The 22,480-nt window shown below is 47.3% G+C and carries 27 protein-coding genes; 11 read left to right on the forward strand and 16 right to left on the reverse strand.

Going from position 1 to position 22,480, the window contains the following annotated elements; genetic code table 11:
• Positions 1 to 18: 18 nt before the first annotated feature.
• On the reverse strand, positions 19 to 1,500 hold the full coding sequence (gene ilvC, locus J3B89_RS13875) for a ketol-acid reductoisomerase (protein ID WP_215398209.1): 1,482 nt from the start codon (positions 1,498 to 1,500) through the stop codon (positions 19 to 21).
• Between the two features lie 157 nt (positions 1,501 to 1,657).
• Here ilvC and ilvY point away from each other — a divergent pair, with 157 nt between their 5' ends.
• On the forward strand, positions 1,658 to 2,542 hold the full coding sequence (gene ilvY / locus J3B89_RS13880) for an HTH-type transcriptional activator IlvY (protein ID WP_215398210.1): 885 nt from the start codon (positions 1,658 to 1,660) through the stop codon (positions 2,540 to 2,542).
• 20 nt (positions 2,543 to 2,562) lie between these two features.
• On the opposite strand, the gene J3B89_RS13885 is transcribed toward ilvY, so the two are convergent.
• The 8 genes from J3B89_RS13885 to zapE all read right to left on the reverse strand — a co-directional run bounded on the left by J3B89_RS13885 (position 2,563) and on the right by zapE (position 8,683).
• Positions 2,563 to 2,976 (reverse strand): ClpXP protease specificity-enhancing factor, encoded by a 414-nt coding sequence (locus J3B89_RS13885; protein WP_092796180.1) that lies wholly within the window; start codon positions 2,974 to 2,976, stop codon positions 2,563 to 2,565.
• 5 nt (positions 2,977 to 2,981) lie between these two features.
• The gene (gene sspA / locus J3B89_RS13890; protein WP_215398211.1) at positions 2,982 to 3,620 is read right to left on the reverse strand and encodes a stringent starvation protein SspA; all 639 of its coding nucleotides are present in this window, start codon (positions 3,618 to 3,620) and stop codon (positions 2,982 to 2,984) included.
• Between the two features lie 75 nt (positions 3,621 to 3,695).
• A complete protein-coding gene (locus J3B89_RS13895; protein WP_215398212.1) occupies positions 3,696 to 4,433 on the reverse strand; it encodes a cytochrome c1 in 738 nt (245 codons plus the stop codon).
• Positions 4,433 to 5,707 carry a cytochrome b gene (locus J3B89_RS13900; RefSeq protein WP_215398213.1) on the reverse strand — a complete coding sequence of 425 codons (1,275 nt, stop codon included), beginning with the start codon at positions 5,705 to 5,707 and terminating at the stop codon, positions 4,433 to 4,435. The genes J3B89_RS13895 and J3B89_RS13900 overlap by 1 nt, the downstream gene beginning before the upstream one ends.
• On the reverse strand, positions 5,707 to 6,297 hold the full coding sequence (petA, locus tag J3B89_RS13905; RefSeq protein WP_215398214.1) for a ubiquinol-cytochrome c reductase iron-sulfur subunit: 591 nt from the start codon (positions 6,295 to 6,297) through the stop codon (positions 5,707 to 5,709). Before petA ends, J3B89_RS13900 begins: the two co-directional genes overlap by 1 nt.
• A 257-nt stretch (positions 6,298 to 6,554) precedes the next feature.
• The gene (rpsI, locus tag J3B89_RS13910) at positions 6,555 to 6,947 is read right to left on the reverse strand and encodes a 30S ribosomal protein S9 (protein ID WP_068233894.1); all 393 of its coding nucleotides are present in this window, start codon (positions 6,945 to 6,947) and stop codon (positions 6,555 to 6,557) included.
• 12 nt (positions 6,948 to 6,959) lie between these two features.
• Positions 6,960 to 7,388, reverse strand: a complete 429-nt coding sequence (gene rplM / locus J3B89_RS13915; protein WP_134052690.1) for a 50S ribosomal protein L13 — start codon at positions 7,386 to 7,388, stop codon at positions 6,960 to 6,962.
• Between the two features lie 203 nt (positions 7,389 to 7,591).
• Entirely contained in the window at positions 7,592 to 8,683 is a 1,092-nt protein-coding gene (gene zapE / locus J3B89_RS13920) for a cell division protein ZapE (RefSeq protein ID WP_215398215.1), read from the reverse strand.
• 125 nt (positions 8,684 to 8,808) lie between these two features.
• Between zapE and J3B89_RS13925 the strand changes: the two genes are divergently transcribed.
• From J3B89_RS13925 to J3B89_RS13935, 3 genes are all read left to right on the forward strand, one after another.
• Positions 8,809 to 9,249 carry a Z-ring associated ZapG family protein gene (locus tag J3B89_RS13925; RefSeq protein WP_215398216.1) on the forward strand — a complete coding sequence of 147 codons (441 nt, stop codon included), beginning with the start codon at positions 8,809 to 8,811 and terminating at the stop codon, positions 9,247 to 9,249.
• Between the two features lie 87 nt (positions 9,250 to 9,336).
• Positions 9,337 to 10,686, forward strand: a complete 1,350-nt coding sequence (locus J3B89_RS13930; protein ID WP_215398217.1) for a Do family serine endopeptidase — start codon at positions 9,337 to 9,339, stop codon at positions 10,684 to 10,686.
• 159 nt (positions 10,687 to 10,845) lie between these two features.
• Complete coding sequence (locus tag J3B89_RS13935) at positions 10,846 to 11,862, forward strand: trypsin-like peptidase domain-containing protein (RefSeq protein ID WP_215398218.1); 1,017 nt, start codon at positions 10,846 to 10,848, stop codon at positions 11,860 to 11,862.
• Positions 11,863 to 11,872: 10 nt separating this feature from the next.
• Here J3B89_RS13935 and murA read toward each other — a convergent pair whose 3' ends face one another.
• From murA to mlaF, 7 genes are read right to left on the reverse strand one after another with little or no spacing between them, the layout of a single operon-like run.
• Positions 11,873 to 13,132, reverse strand: coding sequence for a UDP-N-acetylglucosamine 1-carboxyvinyltransferase (gene murA, locus J3B89_RS13940; protein ID WP_215398219.1), 1,260 nt, complete (start codon positions 13,130 to 13,132; stop codon positions 11,873 to 11,875).
• Between the two features lie 6 nt (positions 13,133 to 13,138).
• The gene (locus J3B89_RS13945) at positions 13,139 to 13,396 is read right to left on the reverse strand and encodes a BolA family protein (protein WP_215398220.1); all 258 of its coding nucleotides are present in this window, start codon (positions 13,394 to 13,396) and stop codon (positions 13,139 to 13,141) included.
• Positions 13,397 to 13,405: 9 nt separating this feature from the next.
• Positions 13,406 to 13,699 (reverse strand): STAS domain-containing protein, encoded by a 294-nt coding sequence (locus tag J3B89_RS13950; protein ID WP_215398221.1) that lies wholly within the window; start codon positions 13,697 to 13,699, stop codon positions 13,406 to 13,408.
• Positions 13,696 to 14,349 carry an MlaC/ttg2D family ABC transporter substrate-binding protein gene (locus J3B89_RS13955; RefSeq protein WP_251372436.1) on the reverse strand — a complete coding sequence of 218 codons (654 nt, stop codon included), beginning with the start codon at positions 14,347 to 14,349 and terminating at the stop codon, positions 13,696 to 13,698. Before J3B89_RS13955 ends, J3B89_RS13950 begins: the two co-directional genes overlap by 4 nt.
• Entirely contained in the window at positions 14,349 to 14,813 is a 465-nt protein-coding gene (gene mlaD / locus J3B89_RS13960) for an outer membrane lipid asymmetry maintenance protein MlaD (protein WP_215398222.1), read from the reverse strand. Before mlaD ends, J3B89_RS13955 begins: the two co-directional genes overlap by 1 nt.
• Before the next feature lies 1 nt (position 14,814).
• Positions 14,815 to 15,597 carry a lipid asymmetry maintenance ABC transporter permease subunit MlaE gene (gene mlaE, locus J3B89_RS13965; RefSeq protein WP_215398223.1) on the reverse strand — a complete coding sequence of 261 codons (783 nt, stop codon included), beginning with the start codon at positions 15,595 to 15,597 and terminating at the stop codon, positions 14,815 to 14,817.
• The gene (gene mlaF / locus J3B89_RS13970) at positions 15,594 to 16,397 is read right to left on the reverse strand and encodes a phospholipid ABC transporter ATP-binding protein MlaF (protein WP_215398224.1); all 804 of its coding nucleotides are present in this window, start codon (positions 16,395 to 16,397) and stop codon (positions 15,594 to 15,596) included. The genes mlaE and mlaF overlap by 4 nt, the downstream gene beginning before the upstream one ends.
• Before the next feature lie 292 nt (positions 16,398 to 16,689).
• On the opposite strand from mlaF, the gene J3B89_RS13975 reads away from it, so the two are divergent.
• The 7 genes from J3B89_RS13975 to J3B89_RS14005 are packed head-to-tail and all read left to right on the forward strand — an operon-like array spanning position 16,690 to position 22,474.
• Positions 16,690 to 17,658, forward strand: a complete 969-nt coding sequence (locus J3B89_RS13975; RefSeq protein ID WP_349814226.1) for a calcium/sodium antiporter — start codon at positions 16,690 to 16,692, stop codon at positions 17,656 to 17,658.
• A 10-nt stretch (positions 17,659 to 17,668) separates the two neighbouring features.
• A complete protein-coding gene (locus tag J3B89_RS13980; protein ID WP_215398226.1) occupies positions 17,669 to 18,637 on the forward strand; it encodes a KpsF/GutQ family sugar-phosphate isomerase in 969 nt (322 codons plus the stop codon).
• A gap of 1 nt (position 18,638) precedes the next feature.
• Positions 18,639 to 19,193 (forward strand): 3-deoxy-manno-octulosonate-8-phosphatase KdsC, encoded by a 555-nt coding sequence (gene kdsC / locus J3B89_RS13985; protein WP_215398227.1) that lies wholly within the window; start codon positions 18,639 to 18,641, stop codon positions 19,191 to 19,193.
• Positions 19,190 to 19,744, forward strand: coding sequence for an LPS export ABC transporter periplasmic protein LptC (gene lptC, locus J3B89_RS13990; protein ID WP_215398228.1), 555 nt, complete (start codon positions 19,190 to 19,192; stop codon positions 19,742 to 19,744). The genes kdsC and lptC overlap by 4 nt, the downstream gene beginning before the upstream one ends.
• Positions 19,734 to 20,225, forward strand: a complete 492-nt coding sequence (gene lptA, locus J3B89_RS13995; protein WP_215398229.1) for a lipopolysaccharide transport periplasmic protein LptA — start codon at positions 19,734 to 19,736, stop codon at positions 20,223 to 20,225. Before lptC ends, lptA begins: the two co-directional genes overlap by 11 nt.
• Positions 20,222 to 20,944 (forward strand): LPS export ABC transporter ATP-binding protein, encoded by a 723-nt coding sequence (gene lptB / locus J3B89_RS14000; protein ID WP_215398230.1) that lies wholly within the window; start codon positions 20,222 to 20,224, stop codon positions 20,942 to 20,944. The genes lptA and lptB overlap by 4 nt, the downstream gene beginning before the upstream one ends.
• Before the next feature lie 48 nt (positions 20,945 to 20,992).
• Complete coding sequence (locus J3B89_RS14005; RefSeq protein WP_215398231.1) at positions 20,993 to 22,474, forward strand: RNA polymerase factor sigma-54; 1,482 nt, start codon at positions 20,993 to 20,995, stop codon at positions 22,472 to 22,474.
• Positions 22,475 to 22,480: the final 6 nt, after the last annotated feature.

A 22,480-nucleotide genomic window follows, 5' to 3' on the forward strand; every position in this document is an offset into this window, starting at 1 on the left:
ACCACATCATTCTTCCGGTTACTGACTGGATTCCACTATGCGCTTCATCGCTGTCATATAACCACGTAACTTTTTACCTACTGTCTCTACCGGGTGCTGACGGATAGCGTCGTTTACTGCTATCAGCCTCAGGTTGTCCACACCATTGCTGCTGTTGATACCTTTACCGATATATTCACTGCTTAAGCCATTTACCATATCTTTCAATAACGGTACTGCAGCATGCGCAAACAGATAGTTGCCATATTCTGCTGTATCTGAAATCACTACGTTCATTTCATACAAACGCTTACGCGCTATGGTATTGGCAATTAACGGTGTTTCATGCAACGACTCATAGTAAGCCGATTCTGCTACTATGCCGGCGTCTACCATGGTTTCAAACGCCAGTTCTACACCCGCTTTAACCATCGCTACCAGCAGCAAGCCACGGTCAAAGTAATCCTGCTCGGCAATCTTCTCGTCCGACATTGGTGCTTTTTCAAAACCGCTGCTGCGGGTTTGCTCACGCCAGGTCAGCAAATTTTTATCATCATTGGCCCAGTCCGCCATCATGGTGCGCGAAAACTCACCGCTGATAATATCGTCCATATGTTTTTCAAATAATGGCCGTAATCTTTGTTTCAGCTGTTCGGCTAAATCGAAGGTTTTGATTTTCGCCGGGTTACTTAAGCGGTCCATCATGTTGGTGATACCACCATGTTTTAACGCTTCAGTAACTGTTTCCCAGCCGTACTGGATTAACTTGGCGGCATAACCTGCCTCTACACCATCAGCAACCATTTTATCAAAGGCTAAAATAGCGCCTGTTTGTAACATGCCACACAGAATGGTTTGCTCGCCCATCAGGTCGGATTTAACTTCCGCCACGAAAGACGACTGCAGCACACCAGCCCGATCTCCCCCCGTTGCCGATGCGTATGCTTTGGCAATTTCCAAACCTTGTCCTTTGGGATCATTTTCCGGGTGTACCGCAATTAATGTCGGTACCCCAAATCCTCTTTTATATTCTTCCCGCACTTCCGTACCAGGGCACTTAGGCGCCACCATCACTACCGTGATATCAGGACGAATTTGCTTACCTTCTTCTACTATATTAAAGCCATGTGAATACGCTAAGGTCGCACCTTGCTTCATCAGCGGCATAATGGCATCTACTACACTGCTATGTTGCTTATCCGGCGTCAGGTTTAATACTAAATCTGCTGTCGGAATTAACTCTTCGTATGTACCAACAACAAAACCGTTGCTGCTGGCTTTTTGAAACGATGCACGTTTTTCTGCAATGGCCTCTGCACGCAAGGCATAACTGATACTTAACCCTGAATCACGCATATTCAGGCCCTGATTTAACCCTTGAGCACCACAACCTACAATAACAATGTTCCAACCTTGTAGCAGTGTGCAGCCATTGGCAAACTCAGATTTATCCATAAAACGGCATTGGCCCAACTGACCTAACTGCTGACGTAAATTCAACGTATTAAAATAATTTGTCATACTACATCTCAGAATTTATTAAGGTTTGCTCCAGCCGGTTTGGCGAGCATAAGCAAAGCAATGGCTTTACTTTAATAGGTTCATCATAGTCGCTGGATATAATTGCGTGAAGTGATATATTTACAACTCTGTATTTCACTTTATGGAATATAAGCCAATGGATATCCGCAGCGCACAGCTGTTTCAGCATCTGGCCAGCAGCCTGAATTTCAGCAAAACCAGCGAACAACTTTATGTTAGCCCGCCCACGCTAACCAGAGTGATCCAACGTTTGGAGCAAGAGTTAAATACTGAGTTATTTTACCGTGACAAGCGCTCAGTAAAACTAACGCCCGCCGGCCATCGCTTTCAGCAGTTTGTCAGGGTATGGCTGGATGAATGGCATCAACTGCAAATTGATTTACAACTGGCCAGTGCCGGGCTCAGTGGTGAAATCAGATTATTTTGTACTGTCACCGCCAGTTATAGCCATTTACCCGCAATTTTGGACCGGTTTCGCCTGATGTGCCCCAAAGCAGAGATAAAACTGACTACAGGTGATGCGTCAGCCGCTATCGAAAAAGTGCGGCTGGACGAGGCTGATATTGCGCTTGCTGCTCACCCTACAACCTTGCCGGCAAACATGGCTTTTCGTAGTATCGCCAAGCTGCCGGTACAGATGATTGCGCCGGTTATTCCGTGTAAAGTGAACGATTTGCTGCAGAAACACCCCATCCCCTGGCAGGATATACCGGTGATCCTGCCTGAACACGGCCCGGCACGCAGCCGCTTCGACCGCTGGCTGCACGATACCGGTATTAACCCGCCGGTAGTGGCTAAAGTAGACGGGCATGAAGCTATGGTATCTATGGTAGCGCTGGGCACCGGCATTGCACTGGCAGCTGATGCCGTAGTGTTACACAGCCCGGTACGTGACCGGGTGCGTAGCCTGGAGTTGGGGTATCAGTTTGAAGCTTTTGATTTAGGCGTATGTATGCTGAGCAAACGTTTGAACGAGCCGCTGATCCAGGCATTTTGGCAAGTCGCTGTTGCAAAAAACTAGAAGCTGCAACGGCAGCTTCTTTATTTTATGACTTTCAGATGCGAGCCTTTCTTTGGCTTGGGTGGCTCGGGATGAGTATCATCATGATCGAAGTTTTCGCTAAAAATATCAGCTTCATCTTCTTCCTCTTCCAGAGTAAATACTGTACCAGCGCCATTTTCGCGGGCATATATTGCTAGTACGGCATTCACCGGAATATAAAGTGCAAATGGCTGACCGCCGAAGCGGGCATTAAAAGTTACTGCATCATTGCCCAGCTGCAGATTGCCTACAGCTGAGGGCGTAACATTTAGTACAATCTGGCCATTTTGAATAAACTGAGTGGGTACTTTCACCCGCTCAAAAGTGGCATCCACAACCAGATAAGGAGTACAGTTATTATCTACAATCCACTCGTAAAACGCCCGTAATAAATAAGGGCGGTTTGCCGTCATTTTCATCAGAACTTCATTCCTCTGCGGATCTCACGTTCAATATCCGTTAAAGATGCCTGGAATGCGTCCCGTTCAAAAATACGTGTCATGTAGTTTTTCAGCTCTTTACTGCCTGGGCCGCTCAGTTCAATGCCCAGTAAAGGCAAGCGCCATAATAAGGCAGCCATGTAGCAATCAACCAGACCAAACTCTTCGCTCATAAAAAATGGCGCTTCATTAAACAGCGGCGCAATGGATAGCAAGCCTTCTTTCAGTTCCTGCCTTGCTGTGGCGGCGTTGTCGTCGTTATTCAATATGGCTGTAGCCTGGCGATACCAGTCTTTTTCAATGCGATACATCATCAAGCGGGCCTGGCCACGTGCTACAGGATATACCGGCATCAGTGGTGGATGCGGAAAACGTTCATCCAGATATTCCATAATAATATTAGCTTGATACAACGCCAGCTCACGATCAAGCAAAGTTGGCAGGCTACCATACGGATTTACTTCGTACAGGTCCTCCGGCAAGTTATCTTGTGCGACCTGAAGAATATCGACAGTTACGCCTTTTTCTGCCAGTACTATGCGTACCTGATGACTGAACATATCATCAGCTGCTGAGAACAACGTCATCACAGGGCGTTTATTGGCAGTGATCGCCATGTCTTCCTCCGGTAAAATAAAAAACGGCAAAGGGGCGCGAAGGCCCCTGTAAACATATCTAGTTGATATAACTAGTTAATGTACATCTTTCCAATATTCTTTCTTCAGCAAATAAGCCAGCACAAAGAAAATCAGCAGGAACACCATAACCTTAATGCCCAACGCGCGGGCTTCCAGCTTGGTTGGTTCACCAACATATTCCAGATAGTTTACCAGATCTGCTACAGCACGATCATATTCTTCTGCACTTAGCTCACCGCTGCCGTCGGTTTTAATACCAACATAAACTTCTTTTGACGCACCATCTACCAACCTGGTTTCATAAGCTTTATACGGCACGCCCTGCAATTCCTGCAATACATGCGGCATACCCACCAGTGGAAATACATCGTTGTTTACGCCAAACGGACGTGACGGGTCAGCATAAAAACTACGCAGATAGGTATATAACCAATTTGGGCCACGTACACGGGCTACGTTAGTTAAATCCGGCGGCGTAGCGCCAAACCACTTCTCACCGTCTTTTGCTGACATATTATTGGTAATATGATCACCTACTTTCTCACCGGTAAACATCAGGTTTTCCATACCTATTTCTTCCGGAATACCTAAATCGCTAAAGGTACGTGAGTAGCGCTGATACTGCATCTGGTGACAGCCCAGACAGTAATTCTGAAACAGCCTGGCACCGTTTTGCAGCGATGCTTTATCTGTCAGATCAATAGGTGCTTTGTCCAGATGCACGGCCGGGCCAGCAGCCATCGCCCATGACGATGCTACCAATGCAATTACTGAAAATAAGTTCTTCATCATCAGGTTAACCTTACTGGTAATGGCTTGGTTTTCTCATTTTTGCTGTAAAACCACAACAAAATAAAGAAGCCAAAGTACGTAAATGAGAATATCTGCGCCAATAAGGTATAGACACCTTCAGCTGGCAACACACCTAATACACCCAGCGCTACAAAGCTGATACAGAAGTTGATCAGGTTAGCAGTGTGCAGGCCACTACGGTAACGCAGAGAACGCACCTTGCCTCTGTCCAGCCACGGTAACAAGGCTATTGCCAAAATAGCAGCGAACATAGCTACTGCGCCCATAAATGGGTGCGGAATAGCGCGTAAAATGGCATAGAACGGCGTGAAATACCAAACAGGAGCAATGTGCGCTGGTGTTTTCAGAGCATTTGCCGGTTCAAAGTTTGGCGCTTCAAGGAAGTAACCACCACCTTCAGGGAAGAAGAAAATAACCCAGGCAAAAATCAGCAGGAAGCCGGCTACGCCCAGTAAATCTTTAACGGTGTAGTACGGATGGAAAGGTATCGCATCTACAATAACTTTCTTACCACCCCGGGTAAAATATTGATGGAAAGTGAATTTCTTATCCGCTTCAGTTTGTTCAACCGTACCGTCGTTATCTTTCTTAATGTCAATACCGTCGGGGTTATTTGAACCTACCTCGTGCAGCGCCATAATATGCAGGAACACCAGAATAACCAGAACCAATGGCAGCGCAATAACGTGCAGTGCGAAGAAACGGTTTAATGTAGCGCCGGAGATCACGTAATCACCACGGATCCACAGGGTTAAATCTTCGCCAATAAACGGAATAGTACCAAAAATGCCGATGATAACCTGTGCTCCCCAGAACGACATCTGGCCCCAGGGTAACAAGTAACCCATGAAAGCTTCAGCCATTAACACCAGGAATATCAACATACCGAAAATCCACAATAGCTCGCGTGGCTTCTGGTAAGAGCCGTACATCATGCCGCGTAGCATGTGCAGATAAACAACAACAAAAAATGCCGACGCACCGGTAGAGTGCATATAACGCAACAACCAGCCGTAATCAACATCACGCATGATGTATTCAACAGAAGCAAAAGCGCCTTCTGCAGAAGGTACGTAGTTCATTGTCAGCCAGATACCTGTCAGGATCTGATTAACCAGCACCAACATGGCCAGTGAGCCGAAAAAGTACCAGAAGTTAAAGTTTTTTGGCGCCGGGTACTGCATAACATGCAGATTCATCTTATCCATAAAGGGTAAGCGGTATTCAATCCAGCTCATCAGATTTTTAAACATCAGACAGTCCCCTCATCTTCACCAATCAGGATGGTATTGTCGTCGGTAAACATATACGGAGGGATCTGCAGGTTTTTCGGTGCGGGTACGCTTTGAAATACGCGGCCGGCCATATCAAACTTAGAACCATGGCAAGGGCAGAAAAAGCCTGATTTGACGCCTTCAACCTGAGCGGCGAAATCATTAATGATATAAGTTGGTGAGCACCCCAGGTGAGTACAGATACCAACTGCAACAAAGATTTCCGGTTTTTTTGAGCGATGACGGTTTTGTGCATAAGCAGGTTGTTGCTCAACTTCAGACTCAGGGTCACGTAGTTTATCTTCGTGCGTAGCCAGCTCGTCCAGCATTGCTTGAGGCCGCTTTACAATCCACACCGGCTTACCACGCCATTCAACCCGAATTAACTGGCCCGGCTCAAGCTTACTGATGTCCGCACTGACCGCTGCCCCAGCCTGTTTTGCCTTTTCACTTGGCATCCAGGACGCGACAAAAGGCACAGCAGCTCCGATAGCTCCCACGCCCCCTACCACTGAGGTTGCAATGGTAAGGAAGCGGCGGCGACCATGATCTACAGGCGCATTGCTCATCCACTCATCTCCACGTTAACGCTTAAACAGAATTTAAGCGGCTGAATTTCAGCAATTATTATAAATCGAAAAAATATCGCCGATCATAATGAAAAGCCCTGCTTTACACAAGGATTAAGGCGGGCTGAATCAGTATTATCTTAATGCTTTGCGTTATACGGCAAGCTTTAGCCGCCAGTTTGCAGCAACAGAACAACGCAAATTATAGGCGAAAAAAACCCGGCAACAGGGCCGGGTTCTGGTACTGGATAAAACGATTAACGTTTTGAGTACTGTGGACGTTTACGTGCTTTACGCAGACCCACTTTCTTACGTTCAACCTGACGGGCATCACGGGTAACGAAGCCTGCTTTACGCAGTGCAGGGCGCAATGACTCGTCAAACTCCATCAGTGCACGGGTAATACCGTGACGGATAGCACCGGCCTGACCGCTGATACCACCACCTTTAACAGTGATGTACAGGTCGAATTTCTCAACCATACCAACCAGCTCTAATGGTTGCTTAACAATCATACAAGCGGTTTCGCGGCCGAAGTATTCAGTTAACGCGCGCTGATTAACAACGATGTTACCTGAACCGGCTTTGATGAATACGCGGGCCGTTGAGCTTTTACGACGACCAGTTCCGTAATATTGATTCTGTGCCATATTATGCTCCGATTAAATATCTAATACTTGCGGTTGCTGAGCAGCATGCTGATGCTCTGCGCCGGCGTAAACTTTCAACTTACGGAACATAGCGCGGCCCAGCGGGCCTTTTGGCAACATGCCTTTGATGGCAAGTTCCAGTACCATTTCTGGCTTTTTCGCGATCAATTTCTCGAAACTGATTTCCTTGATACCGCCTGGGAAGCCAGTGTGAGAATAATACATTTTGTTCTGAGCCTTAGCACCGGTAACTGCCACTTTCTCAGCGTTTACCACGATGATGTAATCACCGGTATCCACGTGTGGAGTGTACTCTGGCTTGTGCTTGCCACGTAAACGGGCAGCGATTTCTGTTGCGATACGGCCCAGTGTTTTGCCTGACGCATCAACAACGTACCAGTCGCGGGTTACGCTTTCTGGCTTAGCAGTAAAAGTTTTCATTTATCTATCCAAAAATAACTTAGTTACACCTGACACCGTGCAGGGCTGATGCAGCGGGTGTCGTTAGCGTACCCCTTCGAGTACAAAAACTACCGGGCTAACGGCAGTATTAGGCTGTAACGTAGGCCGGGCGCGGATTATATATTAACCTATTACAAAAATCAGCACTGCAAGCAGAAATTTCCACTTAAATAGCAAAAAAATTATGGCAGATGCGCTTTAGCCAGATAATCGCGGGATTGCATTTCCTGCAACCGGCTAATACAGCGTTTAAACTCAAAACTTAAAATACCGTCGCTGTATAGCTGTTCCAACGCAACTTCGGCTGAAATAATCAATTTTACATGCCGCTCATAAAACTCATCGACCAGCGCAATAAAGCGCCGGGCTACGTCATCATTGTGCCGCCCCATGGCTTTTACACCAGACAGCAGCACAGTATGGTAGCAACGGCTAAGCTCCATATAGTCATACTGACTACGTGCTGTTTCACATAACTCATTAAACGCAAACCAGACAATACCATCGGCTTCATGCCGTGCGCTCAGCTTACGGTTGGCCACTTCTATTTGCGCATCTTGCTGTCGCGGCTCTGTAGACAGCGCATTAAAGTACTGCAACAGGTTTGTCTCTGCCGGTGTATCAAGCGGGAAGTGATAAATTTCTGCTTTTTCCAGTGTACGCAAACGGTAGTCAATGCCACTGTCTACATTAACCGTTTGCGTATGCTGTTTAATTAACGCTATTGCCGGCAAAAACCGTGCGCGTTGCAAGCCATTACGATACAGGCCATCTGGCTCAATATTTGACGTTGCCACCAGCGTAATACCCCGCGCAAACAAGGCTTGCATTAACGTGCCGAGGATCATCGCATCAGTAATATCTGAGACAAAAAACTCGTCAAAGCACAGAATATCAGTTTCCTGCTTAAACTTATCCGCCACTTTTTCCAGCGGATCACTGACACCTTTTTGCAGTTTCAGCTCTTCATGCACCCGGTGCATAAAACGGTGAAAATGTATCCGTAGTTTACGTGTTGTCGGCAGACATTCGTAAAAGGTATCGACCAGATAAGTTTTACCCCGGCCAACTCCGCCCCAGAAATATAAACCTTTCAACGGTTGCTGCACTGCAGCCTTGCCGGTTAGCCGCTGCCACAGCGATGGCGTTACAGGCTGATGACTGACTATGTCATCGTAAAGTCGTTGCAACTGAGCAACGGCAAAAGCCTGTGCAGCATCATGCTGAAAGTCATCCTGCGTTAAATCTTGCTGGTATTTTTCTAGTGGTGTCATCTGAGTACTACTTGAAAGCTGATATGCCAAGCCTTAAATAAGACGATTAATAGTAACATGCCTTACCACTCTGTATAAGAAGTTAGGTTACACTTATTACTGAATTTACCCCCGCAGGAGTTGTTATGGAATATATGTACGCTGCAGCCTGGCTGCTTGCAGGTTTAGTAATAGGTGCTGGCATTGCACGCTGGTTAACGCTGAAACAGTTTAACAGGCATAAATTGCAACTGGAATTGGAGGAAAGCCAAACTCAGTTAAAGCAATACCGGCATGATGTTTCAGAGCATCTGGAAACCACTAACCAGCTTATGACCCAGCTGCAGGACAATTACGCCCGCATTGCCCGCCATATTGCTGACTCTAAAATGCAGCTGGTAGAGCGCCCGACTGAATCAGTACGTCAGGATATTAACTACCTCTCCGGTGATACCGCGGCTTATATTCGCCAGTCACTAAATCAAATTGACGAAAAGCGCCGGATTTATTCCACTGCAGAGCAACAACCACGTGATTATTCCGGCGAAGCCAGTGGCCTTATTAAGGAACGTAAAGCTACAGAATAATTTGTTACATAAAACAAAACCGTCAGCTGAACTTTTTTTATTAAGACACGTTCTTAGTCGCACAATGTTAAAGGAGACTATTACGCTATGAATAAGAAATTGTCATTGCTTGGCGCAGCTGTTGCTGCCAGTCTGTTGTTGACAACGCCACAACCGGCAGATGCCAGAATACCGCTGTTCTCATCAGAGCAGGAAATGCCGACTCTGGCCCCAATGCTCGAACAGGCAACACCGGCAGTGGTCCATATTTCGGTTGAAGGCAGCCGCGAGGTACGTCAGCGTTTACCTGAAGCTTTTCGCTATTTCTTTGGCCAGCGCGGTCAGGGCGAGTACCGCGAAGAGCGTCCTTTCAGAGGCCTGGGCTCTGGTGTGGTAATTGACGCAGCCAAAGGTTATATCGTTACCAATAACCACGTTATTCAGGATGCTAAAGACATTGAAGTACGGCTAAAAGATGGCCGTACTTTTAAAGCGAAGAAACTCGGTGCGGATCCGGAAAGCGATATCGCCTTGCTACAAATTGAAGCAAAAAAACTGGTGCAAATTCCGCTGGCCGACTCAGATAAAACCCGGGTCGGCGATTTTGCTATTGCCATTGGTAACCCTTTTGGTCTGGAGCAAACTGTTACCTCCGGCATTATCAGTGCGCTGGGCCGTGGCGGCCTGGGCATAGAAGGCCTGGAAGATTTTATTCAAACCGATGCCGCCATTAATAGCGGCAACTCCGGTGGTGCTTTGGTTAACCTGCGCGGCGAACTCATCGGCATTAATACCGCGATCCTGGGACCAAACGGCGGCAATATCGGCATTGGTTTTGCCATTCCGTCCAATATGATGAAAAACCTGGTTGATCAGATTATTGAACATGGCGAAATTCGTCGCGGCAGCTTAGGCATCAGAGGACAAGATGTCACTGCCGACTTAACTGAAGCAATGAACTTAAGTGTTAGCCGGGGAGCCTTTGTTAATGAAGTTCTGCCTGACAGCGCAGCAGAAAAAGCAGGGTTAAAATCCGGCGATGTTATTGTCAGCATGAATGGCAACAGGATCAGCTCGTTTTTGGAACTGCGCGCCAAAGTAGGTACACTGGGAGCTGGCCGCGAAGCCAAGCTTGGTATACTACGTGATGGCAAAGAGCGTACTGTAACGGTGAAGTTGCAGGAATTAGCCAGTGGCCAGGTCGCGGCCAATCAGATGCACCCGATGCTGGACGGTGCCGAGTTGACTAACACTAACGGCGGCGTGAAAATTGATGCCGTAGCCAATAACTCAGCAGCAGCTCAGATAGGTTTACTGGCGGACGATGTAATCGTGGGTGTTAACCGCCAGCGTATTGCCAATCTGGCTGAACTGCGCAAAGCACTGGAGAACCGCAGTGGTGTAGCTGCACTTAATATCCAGCGCGGCAATACTAATCTTTATGTGTTAATTCGCTGATAGCAAAGGTTTAAGCAGTAGCCCATGGCTACTGCTTAAACAATATTAATGCTATGCTAGCCTAACCTTAACTTTGCAGATAAATCAGAACCCGTGGCCAAATTTTTGTTTTTTTTGCTTAAAAGCATCGCCTACGGGCTCGCATTAGCATTTTTGCTGATGCTGGTATTTCCCTCTTTTAATCATCTGTCAATACCGCTATTTAAAGCTACTGAAGTCAGCGAAGATAACGCTCCTGTTAGCTATGCTCAGGCAGTGCGGCGTGCCGCACCTGCGGTGGTTAATGTTTACACCCGCAGCACTCTGGTTGACCCCCGCTCTTTACGCCCACGCACCATCGAACGGCAGGAGCTCGGTTCCGGCGTAGTAATGAGCTCACAAGGCTATATTCTGACGAACTACCATGTGGTTTACGGTGCTGATCATATTGAAATTGCGTTGCAGGATGGCCGCTGGCTGGAGGCGGTACTGATTGGCCAGGACGAGCTCACCGATCTGGCCGTATTATATGTGCAGGCAGAGAATTTGCCGGTAATTCCGCAAGATACCGAGCTGGATCCGCAAGTGGGTGATGTAGTACTGGCAATAGGCAATCCGCTCAATCTGGGGCAAACGATTACCCAGGGTATTATTAGTGCCAATGGCAATACCGGCTTAAGTTCACGCGGTTATATTGACTTTATGCGGATGGATGCTGCCATAAACCGTGGCAACTCCGGCGGCGCTCTGGTAAACAGTAACGGCACTCTGGTGGGTATTAATGCTGCCGCTTTTCAGCTGGAAAATCAGGACATTCAGGGTATTTTCTTTGCTATACCCTATAAACTGGCGCTGAACGTTATGCAAAAACTAATCAAACATGGCAAAGTTACCCGCAGCCACCTTGGCGTGTCGGGTGATGCAGTCGTCAATGCAGCCGGCGACCGCTTGATATCATCAGGTCAGACGTTATACGGCCTTAGCATTACTTCGGTGAACGCCAACGGCCCGGCTGCAGAAGCGGGTTTACAAACCGGTGATATCATTCTGGAAATTGCGGGTAAACGCTTTAGCAGCGTACAACAGGCATTGAATATGATTGCAGAAACCGCGCCAAACAGCGAACTGATGCTGACTATTGATCGCAATAATCAACAGTTGGATATTAAAGCAGTTACCCGCGAATTACGCCGTTAAAAAACGCGGCCTAAGCCGCGTTTACCCGTTCAATATTAGCACCAAGCCGCTTGAGTTTGTGCTCAATTTGCTCATAGCCACGGTCAATATGATAGATGCGATCTACCACTGTAGTGCCTTCCGCTACCAGGCCAGCGATTACCAGGCTGGCAGAAGCCCGTAAATCAGTTGCCATTACCTGTGCCGCCATCAGCTTGTCTGTATGCTGACAAACAGCTGTGTTACCTTCCAGGCTGATACGTGCGCCCATACGTTGTAATTCAGGCACATGCATAAAGCGGTTTTCGAAGATCGTTTCAGTAACCATACCAACGCCTTTCGCAACGACATTCAGTACAGTGAACTGCGCTTGCATATCTGTCGGAAAGCCAGGATGTGGTACTGTTTTTACGTTGACTGCTTTTAATGTACGCCCGGTCATATCAGCGCGGATCCAATCGGCACCCGTCGTAATGTCGGCACCGGCTTCACGCAGCTTCTCCAGTACAACTTCCAACTCCGCCGGATCAGTACTACGGCAGGTAACATCCCCCCCGCTGACGACTGCTGCAACCAGGAATGTTCCTGTTTCGATACGATCCGGCAGTACTTTATGCTCACCGCCGTGCAGTGCTGTAACACCTTCGATCACAATACAGTCTGTGCCTGCGCCACTGATTTTAGCGCCCATGGTATTAAGGTATATTGCTAAATCTACTACCTCAGGCTCGCGCGCTGCGTTATCTATGGTAGTGATACCGTCCGCCAGCACCGCGGCCATCAGCAGATTTTCTGTACCGGTGACACTAACCATATCCATAATGATATGAGCGCCTTTAAGGCGGCTGGCAGTCGCTTTTATATAGCCGTTTTCAACGGTGATATCGGCCCCCATTTTACGCAGGCCATCAATGTGCAAATTAACCGGCCGTGCACCAATAGCACAACCGCCGGGCAGCGATACTTCAGCCTGGCCAAACCGGCTTAACAAAGGGCCAAGTGCCAAAATAGAAGCCCGCATAGTTTTCACCAGCTCATAGGGGGCAAACTGGTTATTCACTTTACCGGCATCAACCTGCACTACATTATCCGCAAAACTGACTTGCGCACCGAACAGCTGTAACAGCTTAACAGTTGTTTCAATATCTTTCAGTTTAGGGACATTAGTGATGGTTGTGGGTTTTTCAGACAGTAAACTGGCAAAAAGGATCGGTAAAGCCGCGTTTTTCGCGCCGGATATGGTGACATCCCCTGTTAAAGCCTTGCCACCTGTTACAAGAAATTGCTGCATATATTACTACATCGGAGGGTTAAGAAGTTTTTCTCTACGCCACTGCTGCGGCGTAAAGGTCTTAATACTGACAGCATGAATAGAACCATCAGCTATCGCAGCCATTAAAGGTGCATAAATCATTTGTTGTTGTTTAACACGGCTGACATCAGCAAAACAATCGCCCACTGCAATAACGGCATAATGAGAACCTTCTGCAGTCACTTTTACTTCAGCTAACTGCAATTGCTCAGTCAACAGCTGCTCAATTTGTTTTATTTCCAAAGTTAAACCTTAATCTATAACAGGCAATAACGCCCTGACCGCACTGACATCTGCTAATGATAACAGCTGTTGCGGTACATTACATAATGCTACAGAAACCCCTTGGCTTTTGGCTACTGCCAGTTGCTGCAGTAACCAGGCTAAGCCCGCTGTGTCAACGTTATTCAGTGCGATAAAATCAAACCGCACTGAATTTTGCAGGCTATTTAACAGGGTAAAGGGTGAATACAGCATTAACGTATCACGATTTAACGCACCGGTAAAACGCAAACTGTCGCCGTCCTGCACGATGTTCAACGTCACTTTTCTTCTACCTTAGCAATAGGTGCTTTTGCCTTCTCAACCAGCATAGCGGTAACACTGTTAAGGCCTTGCTGGCGGATCAGATTACCCAACTCAGCTCTTTTGCTATCAAGTAATGATATACCTTCAGCTACCATATCAAATACCAACCAGCTATCAGTATCTTTCCCACGGCGCAGCTTAAACTCAATATTAATATCAGGCTTACCAGGGTCGATAACCCGGGTACGGATAGAAATGATTTTCTGATTTTCAGCAATGCGGCCCGGCTCAATCATCACTTTTTGATCGCGGTACTGAGTAAACACACCGGCGTAAGTGGCAACCATATAGTTTTGAAACGCTTCAACAAACGCCAGTAAATCTTCTCTTGGTGTGTTACGCAGATCAGCGCTGTTACCAATAACACGCAGCGCAGCGTAGCGACTGTCGATGTAAGGCACCAGTTCTTCATTAACAATCAGCCGTAATGTTTCAGGATCGGCCTGAATTTTACTTTGATCCTGAGCAATGCGGCTAAACGTTTTGTCTGCCAGCACTTCCATCATCTTATAGGGATCAGTATAGGTATCTGTCGATGCGTTCGCAGAAGAAATGTAGCCACTTGCTGCGACCAGAAAAGCCATTAAGAATGCATAAAGTTTCATCATCAGTTCCCGCGGTTAAATAAGAATTGTCCAATCAGCTCTTCCAGTACCAGCGCTGACTTGGTGTCTTCGATGTAGTCACCATCAACCAGAATTTCAACGGTTTCATCAAGAAAACCCGGCTGTAACCCTAAGTATTGTTCACCCAGCAAGCCAGATGTCAGAATAGCCAGCGTGCTGGTTTCCGGGAAATTACTGTAATTGCTGTTAATTTCCAGCGTTACTACCGGGGTGTAAAAGGTGGTGTCCAGTTGTATTGCTGCCACACGGCCTACTACTACCCCGCCAACTTTCACCGGTGAACGTACTTTCAGACCACCAATATTCTCAAATTTCGCATATAAGCGATAATTTTGACTACTCGCTCCCATGCCAGTGCTGGCAACTTGCAACGACAACATCAGAAATGCTGCTATTGCTAATACGATGAAGCAACCTACTAAAATTTCAATTTTCCGTGTGGTCATGTTATCCACCAAACATTAATGCAGTTAAAATAAAGTCAAAACCCAACACTGCCAGCGATGCAGTAACAACAGTTTGCGTTGTTGCCCGGCTGATGCCCTCAGATGTGGGTACAGCGTCATAGCCTTTGTGCAGAGCAATCCAGATAACGATAAGAGCGAATACGATACTTTTTATAATACCGTTGACAACATCGTCATAAAAATCGACGTTTGCCTGCATAGCAGACCAGTAACCACCGCCGTCAACACCAAGCCAGTCAACACCAACCAGATGTCCACCCAGAATACCCACCGCGGTAAAAATTATCGCCAGTAATGGCAAACTAATTACGCCAGCCCAGAAGCGTGGTGCAATGATGCGTCGCAGCGGGTCTACCGCCATCATTTCCATGCTGGATAGCTGCTCTGTGGCTTTCATCAGGCCAATTTCTGCCGTTAACGCACTACCCGCCCGTCCGGCAAACAGCAAGGCGGCAACCACGGGGCCCAGCTCACGTAACAAACTTAGTGCTACCAGAGGCCCAAGCATTTGCTCGGCACCAAACTTCACCAGCACGGTATAGCCCTGTAATGCCAGCACCATACCAATAAACAAACCGGATACCAGAATAATCAGTAAAGACAGCACACCGATAACGTACAGCTGTTTTATCAGTAATGGTAAGCCTTTACGAACATTCGGAACACCAATAATAGAGCCAAACAACATAATGCCAGCACGGCCAAAGCCGGTAATGCTGTTAATCGTTGCCGCGCCCAGTTGCTGTAACTTATCTGCAATCACCTGGTTAACTCCATTAATTCCTGCTCGTACGGTGCGGCTTTGAAATGGAATGGCACAGCGCCGTCGGCTTCGCCTTTGAGGAACTGCTGCACTAATGCGGACGGATCATTGCGCAATTGCTCCGGTGTTCCTTGCCCAATCACGGTTTGCTCAGCAACAACATACACATAATCAGCAATACTCATTACTTCGGTCACGTCATGCGATACCACAACAGACGTGAGGCCCAGCGCGTTGTTCAGCGAGCGGATCAGCCGCACTATCACCCCCATTGAAATAGGGTCCTGGCCAGCAAAAGGTTCATCATACATAATCAGCTCAGGGTCCAGTGCTATTGCTCTGGCCAGTGCAGCGCGCCTGGCCATACCACCGGACAACTCGGCAGGCATTAAGTCGCGGGCGCCCCGCAGACCAACGGCTTCGAGCTTCATTAGTACCATCAACCGGATTAGCGCTTCAGGCAGACGTGTATGTTCACGGATCGGAAACGCCACATTGTCAAACACAGACATTTCGGTAAACAGAGCGCCGCTTTGAAACAACATACTCATTTTTTTGCGCGCCTGATACAGTTCACGTCGCGACAATGATGGTATATCCTGCCCCTCAAACAAAATTTTGCCACTGTCTGGTTTTAACTGGCCACCGATTAAGCGCAACAAAGTCGTTTTGCCTATGCCGCTGGGGCCCATAATGGCAGTAACCTTGCCGCGGGCAAACTGCATGTTCAAATCACAGTAAATTATCCGCTCACCTCTGCTAAAAGTCAGGTGCTGGATATCAATCAGCGTATCAGCCAAACTCTTCTCTCCGCTTATCGCAGCTATACTGTTTGCTGCGCTCCCACAACCTGATATGGCAGACAATATACATACATTAGTGTATGTTTTCAATCAGACTGCTGCTAAAGTTGTATTATTGTAAACGTGTTCCGGCTTAAAGTCGTTACATAAAATCGTAACAAAGTATGCGAAAAATCGATATTCGCGCCGTATGGCAGCTTTTTTTGCAATTCGCGCCGATAAGCAGGAAAATACCACACGATATCTTACACAAAACTTACACAGAACAGGGAACTACATATTGTCACCTTTGCTACTCGCTATTATTTTCGTCATTGTTGGTCTGGTCCTGCTGCTTTGGAGTGCAGACCGTTTTGTTTTTGGTGCCTCTTCTGTAGCCCGTTCTGCGGGCATATCCCCAATGATAATTGGCCTGACTATAGTGGCTATGGGTTCTTCAGCACCGGAGATGCTGGTTTCTGCTAATGCCGCCTGGCACGGCCGTCTTGATACCTCTGTCGGCAATGCGCTTGGTTCTAATATCACCAATATTTTGCTGGTTATCGGTGCCGCTGCGCTGTTAAAGCCTATTGCAGTCTCTTCACTTACGTTAAAACGTGAATATCCGCTGGTGTTACTGTGTACCTTGTTGGGTTATTTCTTTATCTCTGATAACAACTTAAGCCGTATCGAAGGTATTATGTTGCTGGTCGCTTTTGCCGGCTTTATATGCCTAATGGTGTACTGGGGCAAAAATGCCAGCAGTGATGACCCATTAATCAGCGAAATAAACCGTGAAATACCTGATTATGCACCTTTGCCTAAGGCATTGTTATGGGTGTTTATCGGGCTGTTAGTGTTACTGGCCAGTTCACAGTTGCTGGTGCATGGTGCGGTGACAATAGCCCGTTATGCCGGTATGAGCGATTTGGTAATAGGTTTGACCATTATTGCTATAGGCACCAGTTTACCTGAATTGGCAGCGAGTATTATTGGTATTCTTAAAGGCGAGGATGATCTGGCACTTGGCAATATTATCGGCTCAAATATTTTTAATATTCTGGCCGTTATGGGAATTGGCGCAGTGATACATCCGTCAGTGCTGGACCCGATGGCTGGCAGCCGTGACAGTTATGTGATGATAGGTGCAACTTTGCTGATGCTGGTGATGTCATTTCGTTTTGGCCGTATCCGGCGGATAAACCGTATTGAAGGTTTGCTGCTGCTGGCAGGTTTTTTTGGTTATCAGTACCTGCTGTTTACCACTATACAGGCTTGATGGAAGTAATATGACTACCGACTTTCGTATCAGAGCTGCTGAAGTTATCAGAATTGAAGCAGCCGCAGTTGAGCAACTGCAACAATATCTGAATGCCGATTTTAACCTGGCATGTCAGCTTATTTTTGACAGTAAAGGCAAAACTATTGTGTCTGGTATGGGCAAATCAGGCCATATTGGCAGCAAAATTGCCGCAACACTGGCATCTACCGGCACGCCGGCGTTTTTTGTTCACCCGGGAGAAGCCAGCCATGGTGATCTGGGTATGTTGTCAGTCGATGATGTAGTAATAGCCATTTCTAACTCCGGTGAAACAGCAGAAATACTAACCATTATTCCGGTGATAAAACGCCTGGGCATAAAACTGATTGCCATGACAGGCAACCCCGCCTCAACACTGGCTAAGCTGGCTGATGCCCACTTGTGTGTTAAGGTTGAGCAGGAGGCCTGTCCACTGGGCCTGGCACCTACTGCAAGCACCACCGCCACCCTCGCTATGGGTGATGCATTGGCAGTGGCACTGCTGGATGCCAGAGGCTTCTCAGCTGATGATTTTGCGCTGTCGCATCCTGGCGGCAGTTTGGGCCGTAAATTACTGCTGCGACTGGACGATATTATGCACCGCTCAGACCAGGTACCAGTGGTAGTGCAAACAGCATCAATTAAAGATGCGTTGCTGGAAATATCCAAAAAAGGCCTGGGTATGACCGCAGTGGTAGATGAACAGGGCCGGATGGCGGGCATTTTTACCGATGGTGACCTGCGCCGTATTCTGGATCAGCGCTACGACATTCACACCAATTTGATTGCAGAAGTCATGACACGCAAATGCATTACCGCCAATGCACAGATGCTGGCGGCAGAGGCGCTGCAAATTATGCAGCAGAAGAAAATTAATGGCCTGATTGTGGTTGATGAAGCACAAGTGCCAATTGGTGCAATGAATATGCACGATTTACTGCGTGCCGGAGTACTATAACATGTCGTTGTTTAACACGCTGTATCAGCCGGTACCTGACAGTATTATTCATAAAGCCAAAGCCATAAAGCTGCTGATATGTGATGTTGACGGCGTATTTTCTGATGGCCGTATTTATTTGGGTAATCACGGCGAAGAATTAAAAGCCTTTCATACCCGCGACGGCTACGGCGTTAAAGCGCTGCGCCAGGCCGGAACAGAGGTTGCAGTGATTACCGGCCGCAACTCAGCCATAGTGCAACAGCGTATGACTGCACTGACTGTACCTTATATTTATCAGGGTCAGGAAAATAAACTGGCTGCATTTGCTGATTTGTGCCGGCAACTGCAACTAACGTCTGAACAGATTGCCTATATAGGTGACGATCTGGCTGACTGGGCAGTAATGCAGCACTGCGGTTTATCTGTGGCAGTGAAAGATGCACACCCATATCTGCGCCAGCATGCTCATTACATTACCACTATGGCCGGCGGCTTTGGTGCAGTGCGTGAGCTCTGTGATTTAATACTGATTAGCCAGCAGCACTTTGGCCTTTTTGATGGTAGCAGTTCATGAGAAAGTTGCTTGTTTTACTGGTACTTTTATTAGCAGGCACCGCAGCTTATTTATGGTTTGAACCTGAAGACAATCCGGATGCCTTGCAAACGGATCAGGAATTATTACCCGATTATGTGGCAGAAAACATTACCCGGACCTTGTATAACGAAGAAGGTTACCGCGCTGACTCTGTCACTGCCTTACGGCTGGAACACTTTGAGTTGCTGGGCTTTACCCAGTTTGAGCAACCGGTGTATACGTTATTTAATGAAGAATTTCAGCCCAGTTGGCAAGCCAGCAGTAAATACGCTATCTGGTTCCCACAGGACAAAATAATTCTTGAGCAACAGGTCATTATTGAAAGTTTACTGCAAAATGAGCTGGTTGAGCGCATAGAAACAGATACACTGGAGATGTTATTTCCTGATAACAGGTTGCAAAATAACCAACCGGTCTACATTCATGGTAAAGGGTTTTACATTGAAGGTATTGGTTTGCAGGCAGATTTAACAGAAAGAACGCTGCAATTAGTCCAACATCAAAAAACGGTATATCGTAATGAAGATTAACATACTTCCGGCTGTAGCCCTGCTACTGTGCAGCTTATCTGTACAGGCGAATCAACCCGACTACACCCAGCAAATTCAGATAGATGCTGATAATTTATCTTCAGTTAAAGAAAATGTGCTTACTTATCGTAACAATGTTGTGGTTACTCAGGGCTCGCTGCGGCTAAAAGCCGATCAGTTGGAAATTAATGCCACCGCCGGCAAAGGTAATGAAGTGTATATCGCCACCGGCAATCCTGTTACCTACTCTCAGTTACTGGCAGACGGCCAGCAAGTTACCGCTCAGGCCAAAGAAATGCGCTACGAGCCGGCAAACCGCACCCTGACATTCAGCGGCGAAGCAGAACTGGCACAAAGTGGCAGCGTGGTAAAGGCATCCACCATTCGTTATAACGTAGAAAAGCAGGAACTGAGTGCCGAGAGCAACGAGTCAAAGCGCGTGACAACCATTTTCACGCCAGAGGAAAAAAATAACCCATGAAGTTAGTTGCGTCGCATCTGGCCAAAAGCTACAAAGGCCGACAGGTGGTTAAAGATGTCAGCCTTGAAGTTAATGCGGGACAGATTGTAGGCTTGCTGGGGCCAAATGGTGCAGGCAAAACCACTACTTTTTATATGATTGTCGGCTTGGTTCCGTCAGATAAGGGCCATATTGTTCTGGGTGACAAAGATATCACTTTTGATCCTATTCATACCCGTGCGCGCCAGGGTATTGGCTATCTGCCCCAGGAAAGCTCAATTTTTCGTAAACTGACAGTACACGATAACCTGTTGGCTATTTTGCAAACCCGTAAAGATCTCAGCCGCAGCAAACGTGAAGAAATAGCAGATGACTTACTGGAAGAGTTTCATATCGGTCATATAAAACACAGTCTGGGTATGAGTCTATCTGGCGGAGAGCGGCGCAGGGTAGAAATTGCCCGGGCGCTGGCGGCTAATCCGGCGTTTATTTTGCTGGATGAACCTTTTGCCGGTGTCGACCCTATTTCAGTGCTTGATATAAAAAAAATTATCCAGCACTTAGGTCAGCGTGGTATCGGTGTATTAATTACTGACCACAATGTGCGTGAAACCCTTGATGTGTGTGAAATTGCTTATATTGTCAGCCACGGTGAGCTGATAGCCTCCGGGCCACCGCAACAGGTTCTGGCAGATCAGAAGGTGCGCGATGTATACCTGGGTGAGCAATTCAGGCTATAGTTAGCAAAAATAATAACAGCGTATCATTCAGGAGAACGGTAGAAGTACATGAAGCCCTCTTTGCAACTTCGCTTAGGACAGCAGCTAACCATGACGCCGCAGTTGCAGCAGGCTATACGCCTGCTCCAGCTGTCGACAATTGAGTTGCAACAGGAAATTCAGGAAGCTCTGGACGCCAACCCTTTACTTGAAGCTGAAGATGATTTTGACAGCTTCCCGGAGGCGGCAACCCAGGCTGAACGGAATGATTATGCAGACACTGCTGAAACCCAGGCAACTGACGACAACTACGAACCCTCTGAACCCGATACCAGTGAGGCAATGACTGAACAAAACATTCAGGAAGACTTGCCACTGGACAATAACTGGGATGACTTAGTCAGCGCCGCTCCGGTCAGTGCAGGTAATGGTGCCGACGAAGATTATATTTATCAGGGCGAAACGTCTGAAACCCTGCAAGACTATTTGCGCTGGCAGATGCAGCTAACGCCTTTTTCCGACACTGACCGCGTTATTGCCGAAATTATTATTGAAGCCATTGACCCCAATGGCCTGCTAACTATCAGTTGCGACGAGATCCTTGAATCGCTGGGCATGGACGATATTGAAGCCGATGAAGTTGAAGCGGTAATAAAACGTATTCAGCTGTTTGATCCTGTGGGGGTGGCCGCCCGTTCAGTACAGGAGTGCCTGCTGGTACAGTTGCGCCAGTTCGATCCTGCTACACCTTACCTTGCCGATGCACAAAAACTGATCCGTGATCATACTGAATTTTTAGCCAACCGCGACTTTCGTTCTTTGATGCGTGTGACTAAACTCAAAGAAGACGAGTTAAAAGAAGTCATGCAGTTAATTCACAGCCTGAACCCAAGGCCAGGTGCAGATGTTATCCGGGAAGAACAGCAATATGTCATACCTGATGTCAGCGTAATAAAAGTGAAGGGCCGCTGGCAGGTAGAGCTAAACCCGGACGCTATGCCCAAGGTGCGTATTAACCAGCAGTACGCGGCAATGTCCAGAACAGCTAAAAGCAGTGCCGATATGCAGTTTATCCGCTCGCATCTGCAAGAAGCTAAGTGGTTTTTAAAAAGTCTGGAAAGCCGTAACGAGACACTGCTGAAAGTAGCCAACTGTATCGTGCAGCAACAGCAAGCCTTTTTTGAGCATGGTGAAGAAGCCATGAAACCTATGGTACTGAATGACGTAGCAGAAATGGTAGGTATGCATGAATCCACTATTTCACGTGTTACTACGCAGAAGTATATGCATACACCGCGAGGTATTTTTGAACTTAAGTTCTTCTTTTCAAGTCATGTTAGTACAGAGAGTGGTGGCGAATGCTCATCCACTGCTATCCGCGCCTTTATAAAGAAATTAGTGGCGGCGGAGAATCCAGCCAAACCGCTTAGTGACAGTAAAATGGCTGATATTCTGCTTGAGCAAGGCATAAACGTAGCGCGGCGTACTATTGCCAAGTATCGTGAATCTTTGTTTATTCCGCCGTCAAATCAACGCAAGACCTTGATGTAAGTCAGC

Source organism: Rheinheimera oceanensis, assembly GCF_018831085.1.
GTDB classification, from domain to species: Bacteria; Pseudomonadota; Gammaproteobacteria; order Enterobacterales; family Alteromonadaceae; genus Alishewanella; species Alishewanella oceanensis.